The following is an 18,310-nucleotide window of genomic DNA, read 5'->3' on the forward strand; positions in this document are numbered from 1 at the left end:
CTTCGGAGGCGGTCACCGGATGATCCACGAGGTCGACGACGTCCTGCGGGCCCTGATCCGGGCCGAGGTGCTGGAGGGCCGCCAGATCGCGGTGGTCTTCGACGCTCCGACCCGGGAGTGGGCGGCCAAGGTCAACGCTCCGATGGTCAACCTCTACCTCTACGACATCCGTGAGGACATGCGGCGGCGGGAGCGCGGCCTGCACAACGAGTACGACGAGCGCGGGGCGATCGTCGCGCGCCGCCGCCCGCCCCGCTTCTTCAAGCTGTCGTACCTGATCACGGCGTGGACGAAGCGCCCCGAGGACGAACACCGCCTGCTCTCCTCCCTGCTGGCCTGTCTGCTGCGGTACGAGGCGCTGCCGCCGGAGCGGCTGGCGGGCTCGCTCGCCGAGGTCGGGGCCGCCGTCCCGATGTCGATCGCGCTGCCGCCGCCGGAGGACCGGTCGTTCGCCGATGTGTGGAGCGCGCTCGGGGGCGAGCTGAAGCCCTCACTGGACCTGGTGATCAGCGTTCCGGTGACGGCCTCCCCGGTCTACGAGGCGGGCCCACCGGTGGGCGACGAGGGGCTGCGGGCGCAGTTCGGGGACGTACCCGCGCCGGTTCTCGGGGAGGGTGCGGGCGCGACGGTTCCCGGGGAGGGTGCGGGCGCGACGGAGGCGCAGCCGGGCCGGCCGGGTCTGCCGGTGTACGGGTCGCGCCCCGGCCGCCCCGCCCGGGAGCCTTCCTCCGCGCCCTCGGGCGGGGCGCACGGACGGGCGGTGTCGCTGCGGATCACCGAGCGGCGGGGGTCGGCACCTGAGGGGCGGGGCACGTCACCCGGGAGACGGGGTACGCCATCTGAGGAAGGGGACGTATGACGGCGCGGAACGCCGTCGATCCGGACCTCCGTCATCTGCTCGCCCGGGCGGCGGCCGTGGAGCGGCGCATCCGGCACGCGGTGGAACTGAGGCGGACCACCGATCCGGACCCGGACGACGACTTCCGGGGGTTGTATTTCACGGACGAGAGCATCGTGCGGCTCCTGGAGGACGAGGAGGCCAGGGCGTTCCCGACATGGGAGGGGGCGCAGGAGGGGACGCCGGGTGGGGGTGAGTTGAACGCTCCCGCGGCCGAGAGCGAAGCGGATTCCCGACTGGGCTGCCTCGCGTCGGAGTTCGGCCTCACCGCGCTCGATACGGAGATCCTGCTCATCGCGCTCGTACCGGATCTGGACGACCGCTTCGAGGCGTTCTACGGCTATCTGAACGACGACGTGTCCCGTCGTCGCCCGTCCGTCGGGCTGGCCCTGGGCCTGTGCGGCGTGGCTCTCTCCGACCCGGCGGCCCGTGCCCGGCTGGCCGCGGGTGCGCCGCTTCGGGCGGGCGGGCTGCTCCTGGCGGAGGACCTGAACCGCCCGTTCCTGAGCCGTGCGCTGCGGGTGCCGGACCGGGTGGCCGCGCACCTGCTGGGCGACGACACCCCGGACCCGCGGTTGGCGGACCTGCTGGCCCCGTGGCAGGCCGTGCCCGGGGTGGGCGACCCGGCCCCGCTCGCCGGGGTCCTCGCCGACGGCGTCCGGCTGGCCTACCTGAGCGAGGACCAGGGGGGCGCGGGTACGGCGTTGGCCGCGTCGGCGCTGACACGGGCGGGCCGCGGGGTCCTGGGCCTGGACCTGGCCCGGCTGGCGGAGGACCCGTCGCCCGCCGAGGCGGTGAGCGCCTTGGTCCGGGAGGCGCGCCTGACGGGGGCGGGCCTGGTCTGCGCGCCGCTCGACGCGGTGTCCAGGGAACGCCCGGGGCTGCTCAGGCTCCTCACGGCCACCCCGGTCCCGACGGTCCTGGTGGGCCGGGCGCCCTGGGACGCGTCCTGGTCGGTCGCCCCGCCCCTGCTGCTGCACGCGCCCCGGGTGGAGCCGTCGGCGCGGGGGGCGCTGTGGCGGGACGCGTACCGGCTCCGGGAGGACGCGCCGCTCCCGCCCACCATCGCCCCGGACCAGCTGCTGGCCCCGTTCCTCCTCACCCCGGAACAGATCACCGGAGCCGCCCGCTCCGCCGCCCAGGCGGCCCGGCTGGCGGGCGGCGAGCTCACCGCGGACCACGTACGGCGGGGGGCCCGCGCCCAGAACGCGGCGGGCCTGGACCGGCTGGCCCGCCGCATCGAACCCACGGTGACCTGGGACGACCTGGTCCTCCCGCCCGACACCCACACCCAGCTCCGCGAACTCACGGCGCGCGCCCGGCACCGTGACCGGGTGCTGGGGGAGTGGGGGATGCGGCCGGGCGGCGGCCGGGGCCGGGGGGTGTCGGCGCTGTTCGCGGGCGACTCCGGCACGGGCAAGACGATGTCGGCGGAGGTGATCGCGGCCGACCTGGGGCTGGACCTGTACACGGTCGACCTGGCGACGGTGATCGACAAGTACGTGGGCGAGACGGAGAAGAACCTGGAGCGGATCTTCACGGAGGCGGCGGGCGTGAACGGCGTGCTCCTCTTCGACGAGGCGGACGCGATCTTCGGTAAACGCTCGGACGTGAAGGACGCGCACGACCGCTACGCCAACGTGGAGAGCGCGTACCTCCTGCAACGCATGGAGTCCTTCGACGGCCTGGCCATCCTCGCCACCAACCTCCGCGCCAACCTGGACGACGCCTTCACCCGCCGCCTGGACCTGGTCATCGACTTCCCGGTCCCTGACCCCGAACAACGCCTGCTCCTGTGGGACCGCTGCCTGGGCCCGACACTCCCGCGCGGCACGGACCTGGACCTGCCGTTCTGCGCCGAGAACTTCGAGCTGGCGGGCGGCAACATCCGGTCGATCGCGGTGACTGCGGCGTACCTGGCGGCGGAGGCGGGGGGCGCGGTGACGATGGAGACGGTGATCCACGCGATCCAGCGGGAGTACCAGAAGCTGGGGCGGCTGACGCTGGCTTCGGAGTTCGGGCCGTATCTGAAGCTGGTGCAGCCGTGAGGCGTGCTGCCGGCGTCGGTCGCATGACGTCACGAGCCGGCTAGGCCCTGATCCGGCGGACACGCCCTAAGGGCTGTCCCGTAATCCCTGGTGGTCCAGCGCCCGCAGTGGGCGCCCATCGGTGACCGCTCCGAAAGCGCTCACTGACTTGACAGATCCTGCCCTCTTTCCTCAGCAAGCCCGCTCGCCCCTGGTTAGATCGGGGGGTGGTCTGGGGTGGAAGCAGAGGATCACAGATAACTGCGTTTCACGCGCAGCTGGGCACCATTCATGCGTATCTCGGCAGCGAGCTCATTAGTCATGTGATGGGGAGAACCAAAATGCGACTTGCGCGATTGATGGCAGAAATCATGGAGCGGTACGCGGACCGGCCGGCCGTCGGTGAACGCGCGAAAGAGTTCACCCGAGACCCCGAAACCGGACGCCTTTCCATCAGCTTGCTGCCGCACTACGAGCTGATCACGTTCGGTGAACTGTGGAGCCGAGTACGGTCGGTGGCGGCCGAGTGGCATCATCATCCGCGCCGGCCGCTGAGAGCGGGCGAACGAGTCGCCTTTCTCGGTTTCTCAAGCGTTGACTACTCGGTGGTCGACCTGGCCTCCGTTCATCTCGGTGCGGTCAGTGTTCCGCTCCAGACCAGCTCTCCGGTGTCCCAGCTCGCCGCCATCATCGAGGAGACCGGCCCCACCATGGTGGCCACCAGTCTCGAACGACTCGATACCGCGGTCGAGTTGACGCTGAAGAGCGCGTCGGTACGGCGGGTGGTGGTCTTCGACCACCACCCGGAACTGGCCGAGGAGTCCGAGGCGCTCGCGAACGCCCGTGAGCGCCTGGCGCGGCTCGGCCACACCGCGACCATCGACGCGCTGCCGGACCTCGTCGCCCGGGGATCGTCGCTGCCCGAGGCCCCGCTGTTCACGCCCGAGGACGGCGACGATCCGCTCTCCCTCCTCGTCTACACCTCGGGGAGCACCGGCACGCCCAAGGGCGCCATGTACACCGAGCGGCTGGCCAGCGCCATGTGGGGCGGTGCGTGGGCGAAGCTGTTCTCGGACGACCACGCGGTCACCTTCCACTACATGCCGATGAGCCATGTGGCCGGGCACTCATCGTTGAAGAACACTCTGGCGCGCGGCGGGATCACGTACTTCACGGCCGCCAGCGATCTGTCCACCTTCTTCGAGGACATCGCGCTGGCCCGCCCCACCGAGATATCCCTCGTGCCACGCGTGTGCGAAATGCTCTTCCAGAAGTACCAGAGCGAGCTCGGCACCCGGGTGGGCGGCGACGCCGACCGGGAAGCGGTCGAGTCGGAGGTCATCGCGCATATGCGGCGGAGCACGCTCGGTGGCCGCATCGCGTGGGCCAGTTGCGGATCAGCTCCGCTCTCCGACGAACTGCGCAAGTTCGTCGAGTCGCTGCTGGGGTTCGAGCTGAACATCATCTACGGCTCCACGGAAGCCGCTGCGATCTCGGTCAACGGTGAGCTGATACGCCCTCCGGTGATCGACTACAAACTCATCGACGTGCCCGAGCTGGGCTACTTCGTGACCGACCTGCCGCACCCTCGCGGAGAACTGCTGCTGAAGACCGAGGCCGTCATTCCCGGTTACTACAAGCAGCCGGAGCTGAGCGCCGAGATCCTGGACGACGACGGCTACTACAGGACGGGCGACATCGTTGCCGAGTTCGCGCCCGGCCGGCATTCCGTCGTGGACCGTCGTAAGAGCGTCCTGAAGCTTTCGCAGGGCGAGTTCGTGGCGACATCCCACCTGGAATCCGTGTTCTCGGTGAGTCCTCTGGTCCGGCAGATATTCGTGTACGGAAACGGTGAGCGGTCGTACCTGCTCGCCGTGGTCGTCCCCTCCGGCCCGCTTGAAGAATGGGTTGACGAGGAGGGTTTCAAGAACCACCTCCGTGATTCCTTCCAGCAGATAGCCCAGGACCAGGGGCTGAACTCCTATGAGGTTCCTCGCGGTTTCCTGATCGAGACCGAGCCGTTCAGCCAGGCGAACGGACTGCTGTCCGACCACAGGAAGCGCCGGTGGCCCGAACTCGTCAAGCGGTACCGCGAGAGGCTCGAAGAGCTGTATTCCCATATCGCCGCACAGGAAGCGGACGAACTGAGCGCGGTGCGCCAGATGGGAAAAAGCAGGCCCGTCCTGGAAACGGTGCAGCGGGCCGCCCGGGCGCTGCTCGGCGGGGCGCTGGCGGAGGTGAGCCCCAGCGCGCGCTTCCGGGACCTCGGCGGCGACTCCCTGAGCGCGGTGTCCTTCTCCAACCTGCTCCACGACACCTTCGACGTCCGCGTCCCGGTGGACCTGGTCATCAGCCCGGCGACCGACCTGCGGCAGCTGGCCGACCACATCACGGCCAAACGCGAGGCCGGGCCCCGGCAGGTGACCTACGAGTCGGTGCACGGGGGTGAGAGCGCCGAGGTGCACGCCAAGGACCTCGTCCTGGAAAAGCTCATCGACGCGGGGACCCTTGAGGGCGCCCGGTCCCTTCCCCACCTGACAGGGGAACCGAGGACCGTGCTGCTCACGGGGGCGAGCGGCTACCTCGGCCGTTTCCTCTGCCTCACGTGGTTGGAACGGCTGTCCCGAACAGGTGGAAAGCTGGTCTGTGTGGTGCGAGGGAGCAACGCGGAAGCCGCCAGGAAACGCCTCGACGAGGCGCTGTCACGGGGCGACGAGGAGCTGGCCCGGAGGTTCCAGGAGCTGGCCGCCGACCACCTGGTCGTCGTGGCGGGCGACATGGCGGAGCCCCAGCTGGGCCTGGACGACCGGACCTGGAAGCGGCTGGCCGATGACGTGGACGTGATCGTCCACGCCGGCGCCCTCGTCAACCACGTGCTTCCGTACAACCACCTGTTCGACGCGAACGTCGTCGGAACCGCGGAGCTCATACGTCTGGCCCTCACGAACCGGATCAAGCCGTTCACCTACATCTCCAGCGTGGCCGTCGCCACCTCCCGGGACGGCCGACCGCTGGACGAGGACTCCGACGTACGCTCGGCCATCCCGGTGCAGCGCGTCTCGGAGGGATACGCCGGCGGGTACGCGACGAGCAAGTGGGCCGGTGAGGTCCTGCTCCGGGAGGCGCACGAACAGTGCGGTCTCCCCGTCGTCACGTTCCGGTCGAACATGATCCTCGCGCACAGCCGTTACCCGGGGCAGCTGAACGTTCCGGACGCCTTCACCAGGCTTCTGTTCAGCCTCATCGCCACAGGGATCGCACCGCACTCCTTCTATCGGGCCACTGAGGCGGGCGGGCACCTGCGGGCGCACTACGACGGCCTGCCCGTGGACTTCACCGCCGCGGCCGTCGTCGCGCTGAGCGCGCGTGCCGACACCTCGTACGAGACCTTCAGCCTGGTGAACCCGCATGACGACGGGGTCTCCCTCGACACCTTCGTCGACTGGCTGAACGAGGCGGGCCACCCGATCAGGCGGGTGGCCGACTACGAGGGCTGGTTCTCCCGGTTCGAGGCGGCGCTGCGGGCCCTGCCGGAGAAGCAGCGCCAGCACTCCCTGCTGCCCCTCCTCCACGGATACACGCGGCCCGAGGAGGTGGCCCAGGGGTCCGCGATTCCCTCCACTCGGTTCCGTGCCGCGGTCCGGGAGGCGGGAATCGGTACGGACGGAGACGTTCCGCACGTCTCCGCGGAACTCATCCGCAAGTACGCGGCCGATCTGCGGCCGTTCCTCTCCCTCTAGCCAGGGCCCGCGGCGGAACAGGGCGACCTCACGTGCCCGGACCACGCCTCACACCCCAGCGGACCTTTCGATCGCCAACACCACACGTAGCAAAGGGGCATCATGAGCCAGGCATCCCGGACGCCGGAGGAGCGCTACCGTCTCGGAATGAACCTCGTCGAGCAGTTGGGCAGCGGTGAGGCCGTGCCCACGACCTTCGAGCTTCTCGACATGGAATGGGAGGTGCTTCCGGGCACCTACGCCCCCCACCGGGGCACTGGAACCGAGTGGTACACCACGGTCATCCCGTATCCCAAGGGCGGCCGTTTCCTGGAGATCGGCAGCGGGGCGGGCGTCACGGCGATCTGGGCGGCCGTGCACGGCGGCTGTTCCCATGTCACCGCGACCGACATCACCGAAGCCGCGGTGGGCAGCACCACCAGGAACGCCGAGCTGCACGGCGTGGCGGACCGGATCACGACGCTGCGCAGCGACGTCTTCGCGGATCTGGACGCCGAGGACCGGTTCGACGTCGTCTTCTGGAACTGCAGCGTCTTCGAGGCGCCGTCGGAGTTCGAGTTCACCCGGGATGTCGAGTGGGCCATCTTCGACCGTGGCTACGAGGCACTCGGCCGGTATCTGTCCCAGGCGCACGACCGGCTGTTGCCCGGCGGGCGTGCCCTGGTCACCTTCAACACCCTGGGCGACGCCGCCCGGGTCACCGCGGTCGCCGCCGACGCCGGCGTGACGCTGAAACTGTTGGACAGCTCGGCCCGGAGCCTGAAGGGCCATGACGTCACCTACAAGCTCTTCGAGATCCTGCCGGGCAAGGAGGGGTGAGTCGGCGGGTGGCCGGTCCGCCGTCGTGAGCGGTGCTGGGGAGCGGGCCTCCGCGGAGGCCCGCTCCCCGGCACCGCTGTTTCGCCCGTCAGGCGGGGACGGAACCTCCTGTGGGTCGGGGGAGGGGGCAGGCCGCTCGCGGCACGCTCCCTCCCCCGACCGTCTGCCGGTACGGTCCCGGCAGTCCCGCTATCGGACCTGCTAGCGAATGCCTGCTCCTTCGTTGCTGTCCGAAGCCTCCGCCTCCGTCGCGGCCTGCCTCGGGCCATCGCCGCTCGGGTCGGCGTCCTTCTCGTCGTCCAGGACCTTCGGAACCCAGCGCAGGGTGAGGATGGCGAGGACGAGATGGAGGAGGCTGGCCGCGACGGCGACGATCTGGAGACCGGTGACGAAGGCGTCCTTCGCCTGGCCGATCACCGCGGGCGCGAGACCGGGGAGGTCGATCGTCTCGCCGAAGGTACCGGCGAGGTCGGGGCCCTGCAGTCGGAAGATGAGGACGGACAGCGAGCCGAGGAGCGCGATACCGAGAGCGTTGCCGATCTCGTTGCTGGTCTCGGCGATCGCGGCCGCGGAGCCGGCCCGCTCGGAGGGGACCGCGGCGACGGCGGTCTCGGCGACGAGGCTGAACGAGATGCCGTAGCCGACGCCCGCGAGGACCGTGGACGCGACATACCAGCCCACCCCGCCGGAGGAGGCGATGGGCAGCAGCAGGAGCAGACCGGTGGCGATGAACAGGTGACACGTGATGAGCGCCGACCGCTTGCCGATGCGCGCGACCAGCATGGGCGTCACGATGCACGTGACAGTGAGAAGCAGGGCCCCGGGAACGGAGAAGAGGGCGGCCCGCAGGACGGAGATCCCCAGAACGGACTGGAGGTAGACGCCCGACAGGTAGGCGGTCGCCGACCATGCGGCGAGCGGCAGAAGCCCGGTGACGATCGCGATGGTGAAGACCCGGTCCCGGAAGAGGCTCAGGTCGATCAGCGGTTCGTCGAGCGTGAGTTGGCGCCGGATGAACCACGCCAGGATGGCCAGTCCGACCAGGCCCAGCAGCAGGGTGATCGTGGAGAATCCCTCCGCTGCCATGTGCTTGACGGAGTAGATGGTCAGCAGGAGGCCGATGACGGACTGCACGACGCTCAGGACGTTGACACTGCCCGTCCGCGTGGCCTTCACCTCACGGAGCAGGACCGGCGCGAGCGCCAGGAACAGCACGAGGATCGGAAGGTTGACCAGGAAGACCGAGCCCCACCAGAAGTGACTCAGCAGCTGCCCACCGACAGCCGGCCCGATCGCGAAACCTGCGGCGAAGGCGGCAGCGAAGATCCCGATCGCCTGAGCCCGCTTCTGCGGGTCGACGAAGAGTTCGCTGAGCACCGCGAGCGCCGAGGGCAGCAGCGTCGCCCCGGCCAGGCCCATGAGCGCCCGGAAGGTGATGAGCATTTCCGGGCTTGACGCGAACGCCGCTCCGAGCGAGGCGAGACCGAACAGTGTGACACCGATCATCAGCAGCCTCAGCCGACCGTACCGGTCACCGATGTTGCCGAAGGCGATGAGCAGGGAGCCCACGACGAATCCGTAGATGTCCAAGGTCCACAGCGCCTGGTCGGCGCTGGGCGACAGGGCTTCCGTGACCTTCGGCATGGCCAGGAACAGCACCGAGCCGTCCATCGCGACCAACAGAACAGGGCCGAGGATCACCGCCAGGCCCAGCCACGCCCGCAGACCTGGCTTGGGGGTATCAGTAGTCTTAGTCATGCGCACGAGCATGGGACTCCCCGGGGCGGGCAACCAGGGCCATGCCGTGGGTACACCCCACAGGGATACCCAGGTTCCGTTGTGCCCCGCCTAGACTCGAAGCCATGGAAGTGGAGAGCCTGGGGACATTCCTCAAAACCCGCCGAGCTCGGGTCACGCCGGCTCACATCGGACTCCGCACCTTCAGCACCGCCCGCCGTGTTCCCGGTCTGCGACGCGAGGAACTGGCCCAGGTCGCCGGGGTGAGTGTCGGCTACTACACGCGTCTGGAGCAGGACCAGGCGGGCACGGCCTCCGCGCAGGTTCTCAACGCGCTGGCCCGCATTCTCCAGCTCGACCCGGCAGAGACTGCTCATCTGCACAACCTGGCGCTCAAGCGGGCCGCCCCGCGCATGGTCCGTCACCAGCACGAGCGGCTGCATCCGCGCGTGGTCGCGCTTCTGGCCTCCCTGGGCCAGAACACGCCGGCCATCGTCCTCGGCCGCCGGGGCGACGTCCTGGCGTGGAACCGCACCGGGCACGCCCTCTTCGCGGAGCACGTCGACTTCAACGCGCACCAGGACGCCGTGCGGAGGCCTTCGATACCGCGGATGTTCTTCCTCGACTCCCATACCCGCGCCCTGCATGAGAACTGGGACGAACTGGCACGCATCCACGTGGCGTTCCTACGGTTCACCGCGGGCCGGTATCCCAACGATCGTCGGCTGGCCGAGCTCATCGGCGAACTGGTCATGCGTAGCGACGACTTCGCCAAGCTCTGGGCCGCGGGCGATGTCGCCGAATGTACCGTGGGCACCATGCATCTGCAGCACCCGACGGTCGGCAGGGTGAGCGTCGACTACCAGGTCTGGCTCCAACCCGACAGCCCCGACCACCGGTTGGAGATCTACACAGCCAACGACGGCCCTTCCGCCGACGCGCTGCGCCTGCTGTCCAGCCAGGTCGTGGAGCAGGAGCGCCTTCTTCCCGAGCCCGCCTCCTCGGAAGCGCCCTGACGCACGGTGTGGTTCACCCGGGCCCCTCGCGGGCGGGGCTCGTCCCTGAGGCCGAGGCGTGACGCGCGGCTCGCAGGGCGACGGGCGAGGACATGGCCCGAGCCAGCTTCTGCTGGAAGACGAGCTCGGCGGCGAGATCGCCCGGCGCGGCGGACAGGGGCGTTTCTGATATTTCCTCCGGCAAATGGTTGTGACGTTTCCTTTCAATGGCGCCACTGATCTGGGCGGCCTCCACAAGGGCAGCGAGTTCCTCGCCCTCCACGCCGTCCCTCTCGGCTTCCTCGTGAGCGACGACGGCCGTCCTGGAATCCATCCAGCTGTGCAGGGCCCATTGGGCGTCGCGTATCTCTATCACCATGCGGTACAGACGGGTCCGCAGGTCCCAGGACAGGTCTACCTGAATGACGATTTCCGGTACCTGTTCGGTGATATGCCGATGGAGTGGGGCCAGCACACGATAGACCCTCCGGTGTCTCAGCCGAATCACGGCAGAAGTGAGGTGGGGGCCCAGATCGGGCAGGATCCAGCCCAGGGTCTGCACGAGGACGGCGGTCGCCACGGCTAGTTGTGCGGCCGGCTCCCACAGATTTCCGCTCTCCCCGAATTGAGCCACGACGATCTCGGCAGCACGGCATGTCGTGTAGGCGAGGACGAACGGGAGGGCGAAGGAAACCAGACGTAGCCCACGGCGTAGCCAGAGGGAGGGGGCGATTTTGGAGTAGCGCCAACCCATGACGCCTATTTCCACTTGGTTTACTGTGAAAGCGACAAGGTAGACGAAGAGGTAGGCGGGAGTGTACTGAGCATGAGCAATGGCGAAATCGTTGGGCGCCTCACCCTGTTCGGCGGCTCCTGCGAACAGAACGGACATCGCCACGATGGCCACGGCCAGGCTGATGAGCCGGGGTACTGCTTTGACCCGTGCGATATCGGGGTCGTAGGAGAGGTGCAGCAGCAGTAGCTGCTGGCAGGCGGTCATGATGATGATGGAGCCCTGCGTCAGCAGCCCTGAAAAGTTGACGATCCCGACGAAGTCGCTGGTCAGCACCCATATGGAGGGTGTGGAGACGGTGAAGGTGATGAAGAGGAAAAAGGAGTTGGCCGCCAGGACGACCTGCGTGACGGATCGGTCTGCTCTCAGCGATTGCAGTTTGTAGAGCAGTATCAGGAGTGCGATGGTTGAACATAGCGGATACAGCAGGCTATTCATGGTTTCCGCCATGGAACAGGTGGCTCCAGTGCGGTCAGGCGATCGGCTATCTCCTGTGCCTCGGGAGGCACGGGCCACGTGCGTTGCGTCGTCCACGTACTGATTCGCTGACCGATGAGCGAGCCGACCATTTCGGCTTCGATCTCCGCATCGGAATCAGTGTGGTCACGTCCTACGACCCGGAGGATCAGGTCTGGGTCGAGAGAGGGAAACAGGACCCGGGAAGCGTCTCCGATCAGGGTCGAAGATGTCTCGTGGTCACAGACGACATGGCCGATTTCATGGAGGAGCACCTGCTGGCGGTGAACGGGGACGAGGCGCTTGTCGACGAATATGTAGTCGTTGGCCTCGGTCGAGACCAGTAAGCCGTGCAGGCTGATTCGGGGGAGAGGTACCACGCGTACCGGACGCTGCCGCAGGGCGCCGATGTGTTCGCAGATTTCCTCAACGGTCAGGCTCTCGTGAAGGGGCAGGCCAAGGCTGCGTACCCGTTCCGCACAGCGTTCTTCGAGGCCGGGCGACGGGTTGGTTCCGAGGCGTGATCGCCGGCGCATGATGATTGCAGATCACACGTCGCAGTTGCGTGGTGTGCTTTTGACGATCATGGCCCCCCCTGCGTTCGGCAACAGCTCAACCCCAACACGGCTGCTCGCGGGCGACCAGCTTGATTTGAGCCATTCGCAACTGAAATTGACGGGCGATGTCGCAGCTCACCTCGCAGCTGGTTCGAGCAGCTCCGTGAGCAGGGTGCCGACCAGGCGTACACCGTCCTCGGTGAGGACCGACTCCGAGTGGAACTGGAGCGAGGCGAAATGCGGTCCGAGCAGTGCGTGGACCTCTCCCGTGACCGCGTCCCGGCTGACCTCCACCACGCCCACGTCCGCGCACTCGACCTTGTCCTCGGTGCTGCGGGCCGCGAACGTGTTGTAGAAGCCGACCCGTTCGCGTACGCCGAAGAAGTCGATCTCCCGCTGTACACCCTGGTTCGGAACGTCCCGACGGACCAGCGGGAAGCCGAGGAGCCTGCTGAGCACCTGGTGACTCAGGCAGACGGACAGGAACGGGCGCCGCTCATCGACCAGCCTGCGGAGCGTCGACCGCAACCGGGCGATCTTGGGGTGGTCCGTCTCGCGCGGGTCTCCGGGGCCCGGCCCCATGACGACCAGGTCGTGGCCGTCCAGGGTGAACGGCTCGTCGAAGCGCCGGACGGTCACGGTCAGGCCCAGCGACCGGAGCTGATGATCGATCATGGCCGTGAAGGTGTCCTCGGCGTCCACGACCAGCACACGACGTCCGGCCAACCTCGGCTGAGGCCGGAACCGCGCCGCGTTGCCCGCCAGCCAGAAACCGGCGAGCGTCGCGTTGCGCCGCTCCAGCACCGCGCGGACCTCCGGATGGGCGCCGAACCTGCCCGCCCCGTCCGGGCGTGCGACCGCCGACCGCACCGTCGGCACCCGCACGTCCGTCGGTGCGACGACCGGCTCCGCGTCCGCCACGGGCGCAGCCTCACCACCGTCCCGGAGCGCGGCCAGAAGCCCCGCCGCCTTGGCCCGGGTCTCCGCGACCTCCGAGGCCGGGTCCGAATGGCGTACGAGGGTGGCGCCCACCCCTATCCGCAGTCGGCCCCCGCCGTCGATGTCCGCCGTACGGATCAGGATGGACGAGTCCATCGCAGGTGCGCCGAGCCCGTCGTGCCCGATGAGGGCGACCACCCCGCTGTAGTAGCCGCGGCCGTGTGGCTCGTGCCGGCCGATGACGCGGCAGGCGCTCTCCAGCGGACTGCCGGTGACCGTCGGCGCGAACATCGACTCGTGCAGAATCTCGCGCGGATCACGGGTGCTGTGCCCCTCGATGAAGTACTCGGTGTGCGCGAGTCGTGCCATCTCCCTGAGGTACGGGCCTACGACGCGCCCGCCCTCGTCACAGATTCTGGCCATCATCTTGAGCTCTTCGTCGACGACCATGAACAGTTCGTCCACCTCCTTGCGGTCCGCGAGGAAGTCCATGACCTCGGGCAGGACCGGCCCGGAGGGCGGGTAGCGATAGGTGCCGCTGATGGGGTTCATGACCGCCTTGCCCCCGGCGAGACTGATATGGCGCTCGGGGGTGGCGCCGACGAAGGTCCGGTCGCCGGTGTGAACGATGAACGTCCAGTACGTGCCCGACTCGCCCCGGAGGAGCCGCCGGAAGAACGACAGCGCGCTGTGGGGGGTGTAACCGGTGATGTCAGCGACGAACGAGCGCTTGACGACGAAGTTCGCGCCCACCCCCTCACCGATCTCCTCGGTGATGACGCGGCGGACCGTGGTGGCGTACGCGTCGTCGTCCACGTCGAAGTGACCGCCGGCCAGTGCGATCGGTACGTCGGGCAGCCGCCGCAGGGCCTCGGCCACGGGGAGCAGGGCCTGGCCGGTGACGCTCAGCGCGATCAGCGGTTCGTCGTCGTCGGCACAGGCGAATCCCCGTTCGGTGATCTGCCGGTACGGGACGAGCGCGAGTACCTCGTGCCGGGGGCCGGTGCCCACCTCGGGCCCGGGCAGCGGAAGGTCCGCCAGCGTCGCGGGCGTGGATATCTCGCCGACCAGGACGTCCAGCGTTCCCGCCCCGGTCGCGTCCGGACGATGCAGCAGGGCGAAGGCGGGCGGCCGCGGCTCCAGGATCCGGTCGAACAGCTCCGCGGGCGCTGCCGCCGTCTCCCCGGTCCCGGTCATGCGGCCCCCTCGCGCGTGCCGGCGCCGGTCCTGGCGCCGGCCTCTGCCAGCTGGGCGAGGATCCCGTCCGTCGTGCGGACCACGGCGCACCGCTGGGCCGCGTAGTCGACGGCCAGCCGGTGGTACTCCTCGGAGAAGTCCGCGACGGCGTCTGCCACGAGGAAGGGCTGGATGTCGTTGGTGAACGCCTCCACCGCACTCATCAGCACACCGACGTGGGCGTACACACCGCAGATGACGATCTGGTCCCGGCCGCGCTCCCGCATCCACTCCAGCAGCCCGGACCGGAAGAAGGCGCTGTAGCGCCACTTGGTGAACACCGCGTCCTCCGGCCCCGGAGCCAGCGGCTCGACGACCATGCGGTCCGCCGGGTCCCTCTCCATGCCCGCGCCCCAGAAGTCCATGAGGAGACCGCGCTGTTCGTCCGTCATGGAACCGGGCTGCGCCGTGTACGCCACGGGGATGCCCATGGCGGTGCCGCGCTCCCGGAGCAACGCCGCGTTGCGTATGAGCGGTTCGCGGACGGCCGGGGGGAACGGCCGGAGGAAGTAGCGCTGCATGTCGTGCATCAGCAACACCGCGCGGTCCGGGTCCACGGTCCATCGGGCGGTGCTGTCGGGCAGGTCGCCCGCTGTTGGCAGGGGGTACGGCTCGATCGGGGGTATGCCGGTCACGGCTTTCCTTTCCTGGGGAACTGCCGGTTCGGGTGGGCGGAGAGCACCTGCGGACTCTCAGGCGGCGGCGGACTGGGCCGGCCGAGCGGCCACCCACCAGGCCGAGACCGCGGAGAAGGCCTGGGCCGGGTTGAGCCGGGGGTCGCAGAGGCTCGTGTAGACGGTCGCGACGCGGTCGATCTGGGACGGATCCTGGACGCATTCGGTCACTTCGTCCGGGGTGGTCTCCAGGTGCAGCCCGCCCGCGACACCACCCGCGACACCGACCGCGTGCTGGAACGCCTCGATCTCCCGGGTGACCGTCTGGAGGAAACGGGTCTTGAGCCCGTCCGGAGTGCTGACGGTGTTGCCGTGCATGGGGTCCGTGAGCCAGATCACCGGGTGCCCGGCAGCCTGTACGGCCCCGACGAGCGGGGGCAGCCGGTCGGCGACGGCCTCGGCGCCCATCCGCGCGATCAGGGTGAGCCGCCCGGGCTCCCGCGCCGGGTCGAGCCGTTCACAGAGGGCCAGCAGTTCGTCGGAGGTCATCCGGGGGCCGACCTTGCAGGCCACCGGATTGACGACCTTGGAGAGCAGGGAGACATGCGCTCCATCGACCTGCCGGGTTCGCTCACCGATCCAGGGCCAGTGTGTGGAGGAGAGCAGTAGTCGCCCCTGGTCGTCGCGGCGGAGAAGGGGCACCTCGTAGTCGAGGAGCAGCGCCTCGTGACTCGTCCAGATGGGCGCGCCGATCCGGGCCCGGCCGCCCGGATCGCGCCAGCCGAGATAGCTCGTCACCTCGTGCGCACACCGGTATCCGGTCAGCAGCCGCTGAGGGTCGGAGCGTCGGAGCGCGGGGTCGGGCTCCGGACTGTTGACCATGTGGCCGCGGAAGACGGGAAGCTCAACGCCGCCGACGTACTCGGTGGGGTTGGAGCGTGGCTTGCCGAACTGTCCGGCGATCCGCCCGACGCGCACCACAGGCTTGGAGGTCCTCATCTGCAGCACGCCGGCGAGGAGGTTCAACAGACCCGTCTTGCGGCTCACATCGCTCGGCGCGCACTCGCCCGGATCCTCCGCGCAGTCCCCCGCCTGGAGGACGTGGGCCTCGCCCGCGGCGACCTGGGCCAGCATGGACCGCAGGGTGATCACGTCGTCCACGCGGACGAGCCCGGCGAGGGTCGACAGTTCCTTCCGTACCTGCAGAACGTGGGCAGGATCATCCCACGGCGGCTGTTGCTGCGCCTGTTCCTGTGGCATATCTGGCAGGTCGTGGTCCACTGATCTCTCCCAAGTCGCAGGTGGAGCGGCACGAGCGGTCCCAGCCGGGCGGCGAGGGCGAGAATTGCGGCTGGGTGAAAGACGGTGCGCCAAAAGGGATCCGGCAGGAAAAGAGAGGCCCGAACTCTCCGGAGCAGACCGTTCCGGCGTACCGTCATGGCGATCTCGATCCTGTTACGGAAATCCGCACCCGCCAACACTTCTCGCCGTACTCCGTCAAGTGGCGGCTGATCTGTCAAGTGGCCGACAATCCGTCAAGTTCGCGCGCCCTGAACGCAAAGGGGCATCCGGCATGGCAGCAGCAGGAAACGGTCCGACTCGGGCGCCAAGGGCTGTTCCGTAATCCCTGGCGGGCGCACGAAGACAGCTACGGCACCTCGCCGGGTTGTCGGCACATCCACATACATCCAGTACGCGGACGCCCCTCCGCCTTGCGATGCACCGCATCTGACGCCGCCCGCTGATCCACCGGGGATTACGGGACAGCCCTTAGCGGCCATCGAGGCGGCGGCTTTCGCGAGGCGGCCCGGAATTCGTCTCGTTCTCCGAGCGCTTTCGGAGGGAAACCCAGGGGGATTCCGTGGCGAGGACGCGACGCACGAGGAACCCGTGACGCCGCTGGATCTCGCAGGCCTTGCCAGCCCGGCGCCACGGCCCTGAACGCGGCCCGCACCCACCGGATCACCGGGATCCGCGAATGCCGACGCGCCTCCGTCCTGACCGGCCGGGCCCCAGGGGCGCCCCGGGGTCACCGCAGGGCGCGATATCGGTCGCCAAGGTCTTCCGTACCTCGGAGAGGCAACGCGGGAAACGATCAATGACCGAGAACGGTGAGGCAGACGGCTACCGGAGCCGCCTGCCCGACCGTAGTCGCGACCGGGTGGGACGGCAGGGCTCAGGGAGAGACGCCGGCGAGGGAGACCACCGCATGGGCGGCGGAGGCCAGCGTGATGTGGCGGTGCCATCCGCCGAAGGAGCGCCCCGCGAAGTCGCGGATGCCCACCTGGTCGGCGATCTCGGTGAAGTCCCGGTCGACCTTCTCCACCAGTCTGCTCAGCCGAGCCAGGAGAACGGTCGACAGGTTGGTCAGGTTGGTCAGCCACAGCCCGGCAGGCCAGGGGACTCCTTCCCCGCCGACCCCCAGAAGCAGCAGCTCGCCCTGGCCTGCGGGCAGTGCGGGCGAGGGCGGCAGGCAGACCTGGACAGTCGCAGCCAGCTGCGTGCGGTGGGCCGCGTCGGGCTCCTGGCCCCTCCTCCTGACCGGCCGGCGCAGGTCCTGGACCAGACTCATGAGATGGGAGGCCGGCAGCTGCTTGCCGATGTGGGCGGGGAGGACGGGATCCGTCACGGTGAGCCGCAGGTCACGGTCGACCCTGACGAGGAGCGGAGTCCTGGTGGCGCGGAATTCGCGAAAAATCGACGCCACATGTGGTTCACAGGTGTCCAGTACGACCGGCCGGACCGGCAGTTGCCATCCTTTCATCGTCTCCAGGCAGGCCCTCGAAACGGATTCACTCACTGTTTCCACACCGGTTTGGTCAGGGATCGACACCTGATTGCGTCGTAGTTCGTCCCTGATCCAGTCCGGAGGCAACAGAAGACGCCAGTTGACAGGGGCACTCATGGCTTCCGAAACCGCCCATACACCGATCGCCTGCTGTGCGTTGACCACCTGCCTCAGGGCGGGGAAGAACTGCTTGTGCACACCCACCGAGTGCTGACCGGCCTTCGGGATGATCATGCTCTTGACCACCCAGGCCTCGGGGGGAAAAGTCTCGGTCACATGGAGGGCCAGCGCTCTTCTGATGGGTATCCAGTCCCAGGTGGAGCCGGATATGAAGTGATGAAGGTTCTGTTCCGATACCTGATCGCCCAGCAGCGCCGCGATGTTGCGGATCGACTTACGTCCCCGAGTTTCCAGGAGGCCGCGTAAGTACTGCCGTCCCTTCGCGCACTGATCACTGCGGGAAAACGACGTGAACAGGATGGAACACAGTTCGGCGAGCGCCGCATCGTGAAAGGTGGTCGCGAAGGGCGCGAGGTCTTCTTGCTTCGTGCCCGCGGGATACAGATCCAGGTTGAGCATGACTCTCCCAACTCCCGCCCGGTAACAGGCGCGTGACGTGTACATTCCGGTCGCGGAGCGGCCCGTCGGCAGGGAGCTCCACCTCGCCCGCCGACGGATCGTCCTGGGTGCAGCGCGAAGCGACGCAGCCGG

13 protein-coding genes are annotated in these 18,310 nt (G+C 68.6%); 6 read left to right on the forward strand and 7 right to left on the reverse strand.

Annotated features, from left to right (window positions below; all coding sequences use genetic code 11):
• Positions 1-19: 19 nt before the first annotated feature.
• From ACH4KB_RS00075 to ACH4KB_RS00090, 4 genes are all read left to right on the forward strand, one after another.
• Complete coding sequence (locus tag ACH4KB_RS00075) at positions 20-859, forward strand: DUF4255 domain-containing protein (RefSeq protein WP_398062061.1); 840 nt, start codon at positions 20-22, stop codon at positions 857-859.
• Positions 856-2,946 (forward strand): AAA family ATPase, encoded by a 2,091-nt coding sequence (locus tag ACH4KB_RS00080; protein WP_398062062.1) that lies wholly within the window; start codon positions 856-858, stop codon positions 2,944-2,946. The genes ACH4KB_RS00075 and ACH4KB_RS00080 overlap by 4 nt, the downstream gene beginning before the upstream one ends.
• A 206-nt stretch (positions 2,947-3,152) precedes the next feature.
• Positions 3,153-6,665 carry a carboxylic acid reductase gene (gene car / locus ACH4KB_RS00085; protein ID WP_398062064.1) on the forward strand — a complete coding sequence of 1,171 codons (3,513 nt, stop codon included), beginning with the start codon at positions 3,153-3,155 and terminating at the stop codon, positions 6,663-6,665.
• A gap of 102 nt (positions 6,666-6,767) precedes the next feature.
• Complete coding sequence (locus ACH4KB_RS00090; protein WP_398062066.1) at positions 6,768-7,484, forward strand: SAM-dependent methyltransferase; 717 nt, start codon at positions 6,768-6,770, stop codon at positions 7,482-7,484.
• A gap of 201 nt (positions 7,485-7,685) precedes the next feature.
• Here the strand turns inward: ACH4KB_RS00090 and ACH4KB_RS00095 are convergent, their stop codons facing one another.
• Complete coding sequence (locus tag ACH4KB_RS00095; RefSeq protein ID WP_398062068.1) at positions 7,686-9,242, reverse strand: MFS transporter; 1,557 nt, start codon at positions 9,240-9,242, stop codon at positions 7,686-7,688.
• Positions 9,243-9,346: 104 nt separating this feature from the next.
• Here ACH4KB_RS00095 and ACH4KB_RS00100 point away from each other — a divergent pair, with 104 nt between their 5' ends.
• Entirely contained in the window at positions 9,347-10,237 is an 891-nt protein-coding gene (locus ACH4KB_RS00100; protein WP_398062070.1) for a helix-turn-helix transcriptional regulator, read from the forward strand.
• A 13-nt stretch (positions 10,238-10,250) separates the two neighbouring features.
• On the opposite strand, the gene ACH4KB_RS00105 is transcribed toward ACH4KB_RS00100, so the two are convergent.
• The 5 genes from ACH4KB_RS00105 to ACH4KB_RS00125 form a co-directional block, all read right to left on the reverse strand.
• The gene (locus tag ACH4KB_RS00105) at positions 10,251-11,459 is read right to left on the reverse strand and encodes an MAB_1171c family putative transporter (protein ID WP_398062072.1); all 1,209 of its coding nucleotides are present in this window, start codon (positions 11,457-11,459) and stop codon (positions 10,251-10,253) included.
• Positions 11,444-12,001: an ImmA/IrrE family metallo-endopeptidase gene (locus tag ACH4KB_RS00110; protein ID WP_398062074.1), complete on the reverse strand. Its 558-nt coding sequence runs from the start codon at positions 11,999-12,001 to the stop codon at positions 11,444-11,446. The genes ACH4KB_RS00105 and ACH4KB_RS00110 overlap by 16 nt, the downstream gene beginning before the upstream one ends.
• Positions 12,002-12,157: 156 nt before the next feature.
• Positions 12,158-14,158 (reverse strand): anthranilate synthase family protein, encoded by a 2,001-nt coding sequence (locus tag ACH4KB_RS00115; RefSeq protein WP_398062076.1) that lies wholly within the window; start codon positions 14,156-14,158, stop codon positions 12,158-12,160.
• Entirely contained in the window at positions 14,155-14,832 is a 678-nt protein-coding gene (locus tag ACH4KB_RS00120; RefSeq protein WP_398062078.1) for an isochorismatase family protein, read from the reverse strand. The genes ACH4KB_RS00115 and ACH4KB_RS00120 overlap by 4 nt, the downstream gene beginning before the upstream one ends.
• Positions 14,833-14,889: 57 nt before the next feature.
• Positions 14,890-16,071 carry a 3-deoxy-7-phosphoheptulonate synthase gene (locus ACH4KB_RS00125; RefSeq protein ID WP_398062080.1) on the reverse strand — a complete coding sequence of 394 codons (1,182 nt, stop codon included), beginning with the start codon at positions 16,069-16,071 and terminating at the stop codon, positions 14,890-14,892.
• Here ACH4KB_RS00125 and ACH4KB_RS00130 point away from each other — a divergent pair.
• Positions 16,065-16,556, forward strand: coding sequence for a hypothetical protein (locus ACH4KB_RS00130; RefSeq protein ID WP_398062082.1), 492 nt, complete (start codon positions 16,065-16,067; stop codon positions 16,554-16,556). The two genes, ACH4KB_RS00125 and ACH4KB_RS00130, sit on opposite strands and share 7 nt — an antisense overlap.
• A gap of 431 nt (positions 16,557-16,987) precedes the next feature.
• Here ACH4KB_RS00130 and ACH4KB_RS00135 read toward each other — a convergent pair whose 3' ends face one another.
• The gene (locus ACH4KB_RS00135) at positions 16,988-18,178 is read right to left on the reverse strand and encodes an IS701 family transposase (RefSeq protein WP_398062084.1); all 1,191 of its coding nucleotides are present in this window, start codon (positions 18,176-18,178) and stop codon (positions 16,988-16,990) included.
• Positions 18,179-18,310: the final 132 nt, after the last annotated feature.

The organism is Streptomyces sp. NPDC017520, assembly GCF_044329855.1.
In the GTDB taxonomy this organism is placed as follows: Bacteria; Actinomycetota; Actinomycetes; order Streptomycetales; family Streptomycetaceae; genus Streptomyces.

Bases quoted from the DNA above. Each gene is read 5' to 3' on its own strand.
- ACH4KB_RS00075 (WP_398062061.1), top strand. From the start codon at position 20: ATGATCCACGAGGTCGACGACGTCCTGCGGGCCCTGATCCGGGCCGAG.
- ACH4KB_RS00080 (WP_398062062.1), top strand. From the start codon at position 856: ATGACGGCGCGGAACGCCGTCGATCCGGACCTCCGTCATCTGCTCGCC.
- ACH4KB_RS00100 (WP_398062070.1), top strand. From the start codon at position 9,347: ATGGAAGTGGAGAGCCTGGGGACATTCCTCAAAACCCGCCGAGCTCGG.
- ACH4KB_RS00105 (WP_398062072.1), bottom strand. From the start codon at position 11,459: ATGGCGGAAACCATGAATAGCCTGCTGTATCCGCTATGTTCAACCATC.
- ACH4KB_RS00125 (WP_398062080.1), bottom strand. From the start codon at position 16,071: ATGCCACAGGAACAGGCGCAGCAACAGCCGCCGTGGGATGATCCTGCC.
- ACH4KB_RS00090 (WP_398062066.1), top strand. From the start codon at position 6,768: ATGAGCCAGGCATCCCGGACGCCGGAGGAGCGCTACCGTCTCGGAATG.
- ACH4KB_RS00135 (WP_398062084.1), bottom strand. From the start codon at position 18,178: ATGCTCAACCTGGATCTGTATCCCGCGGGCACGAAGCAAGAAGACCTC.
- ACH4KB_RS00115 (WP_398062076.1), bottom strand. From the start codon at position 14,158: ATGACCGGGACCGGGGAGACGGCGGCAGCGCCCGCGGAGCTGTTCGAC.
- ACH4KB_RS00095 (WP_398062068.1), bottom strand. From the start codon at position 9,242: ATGACTAAGACTACTGATACCCCCAAGCCAGGTCTGCGGGCGTGGCTG.
- ACH4KB_RS00110 (WP_398062074.1), bottom strand. From the start codon at position 12,001: ATGCGCCGGCGATCACGCCTCGGAACCAACCCGTCGCCCGGCCTCGAA.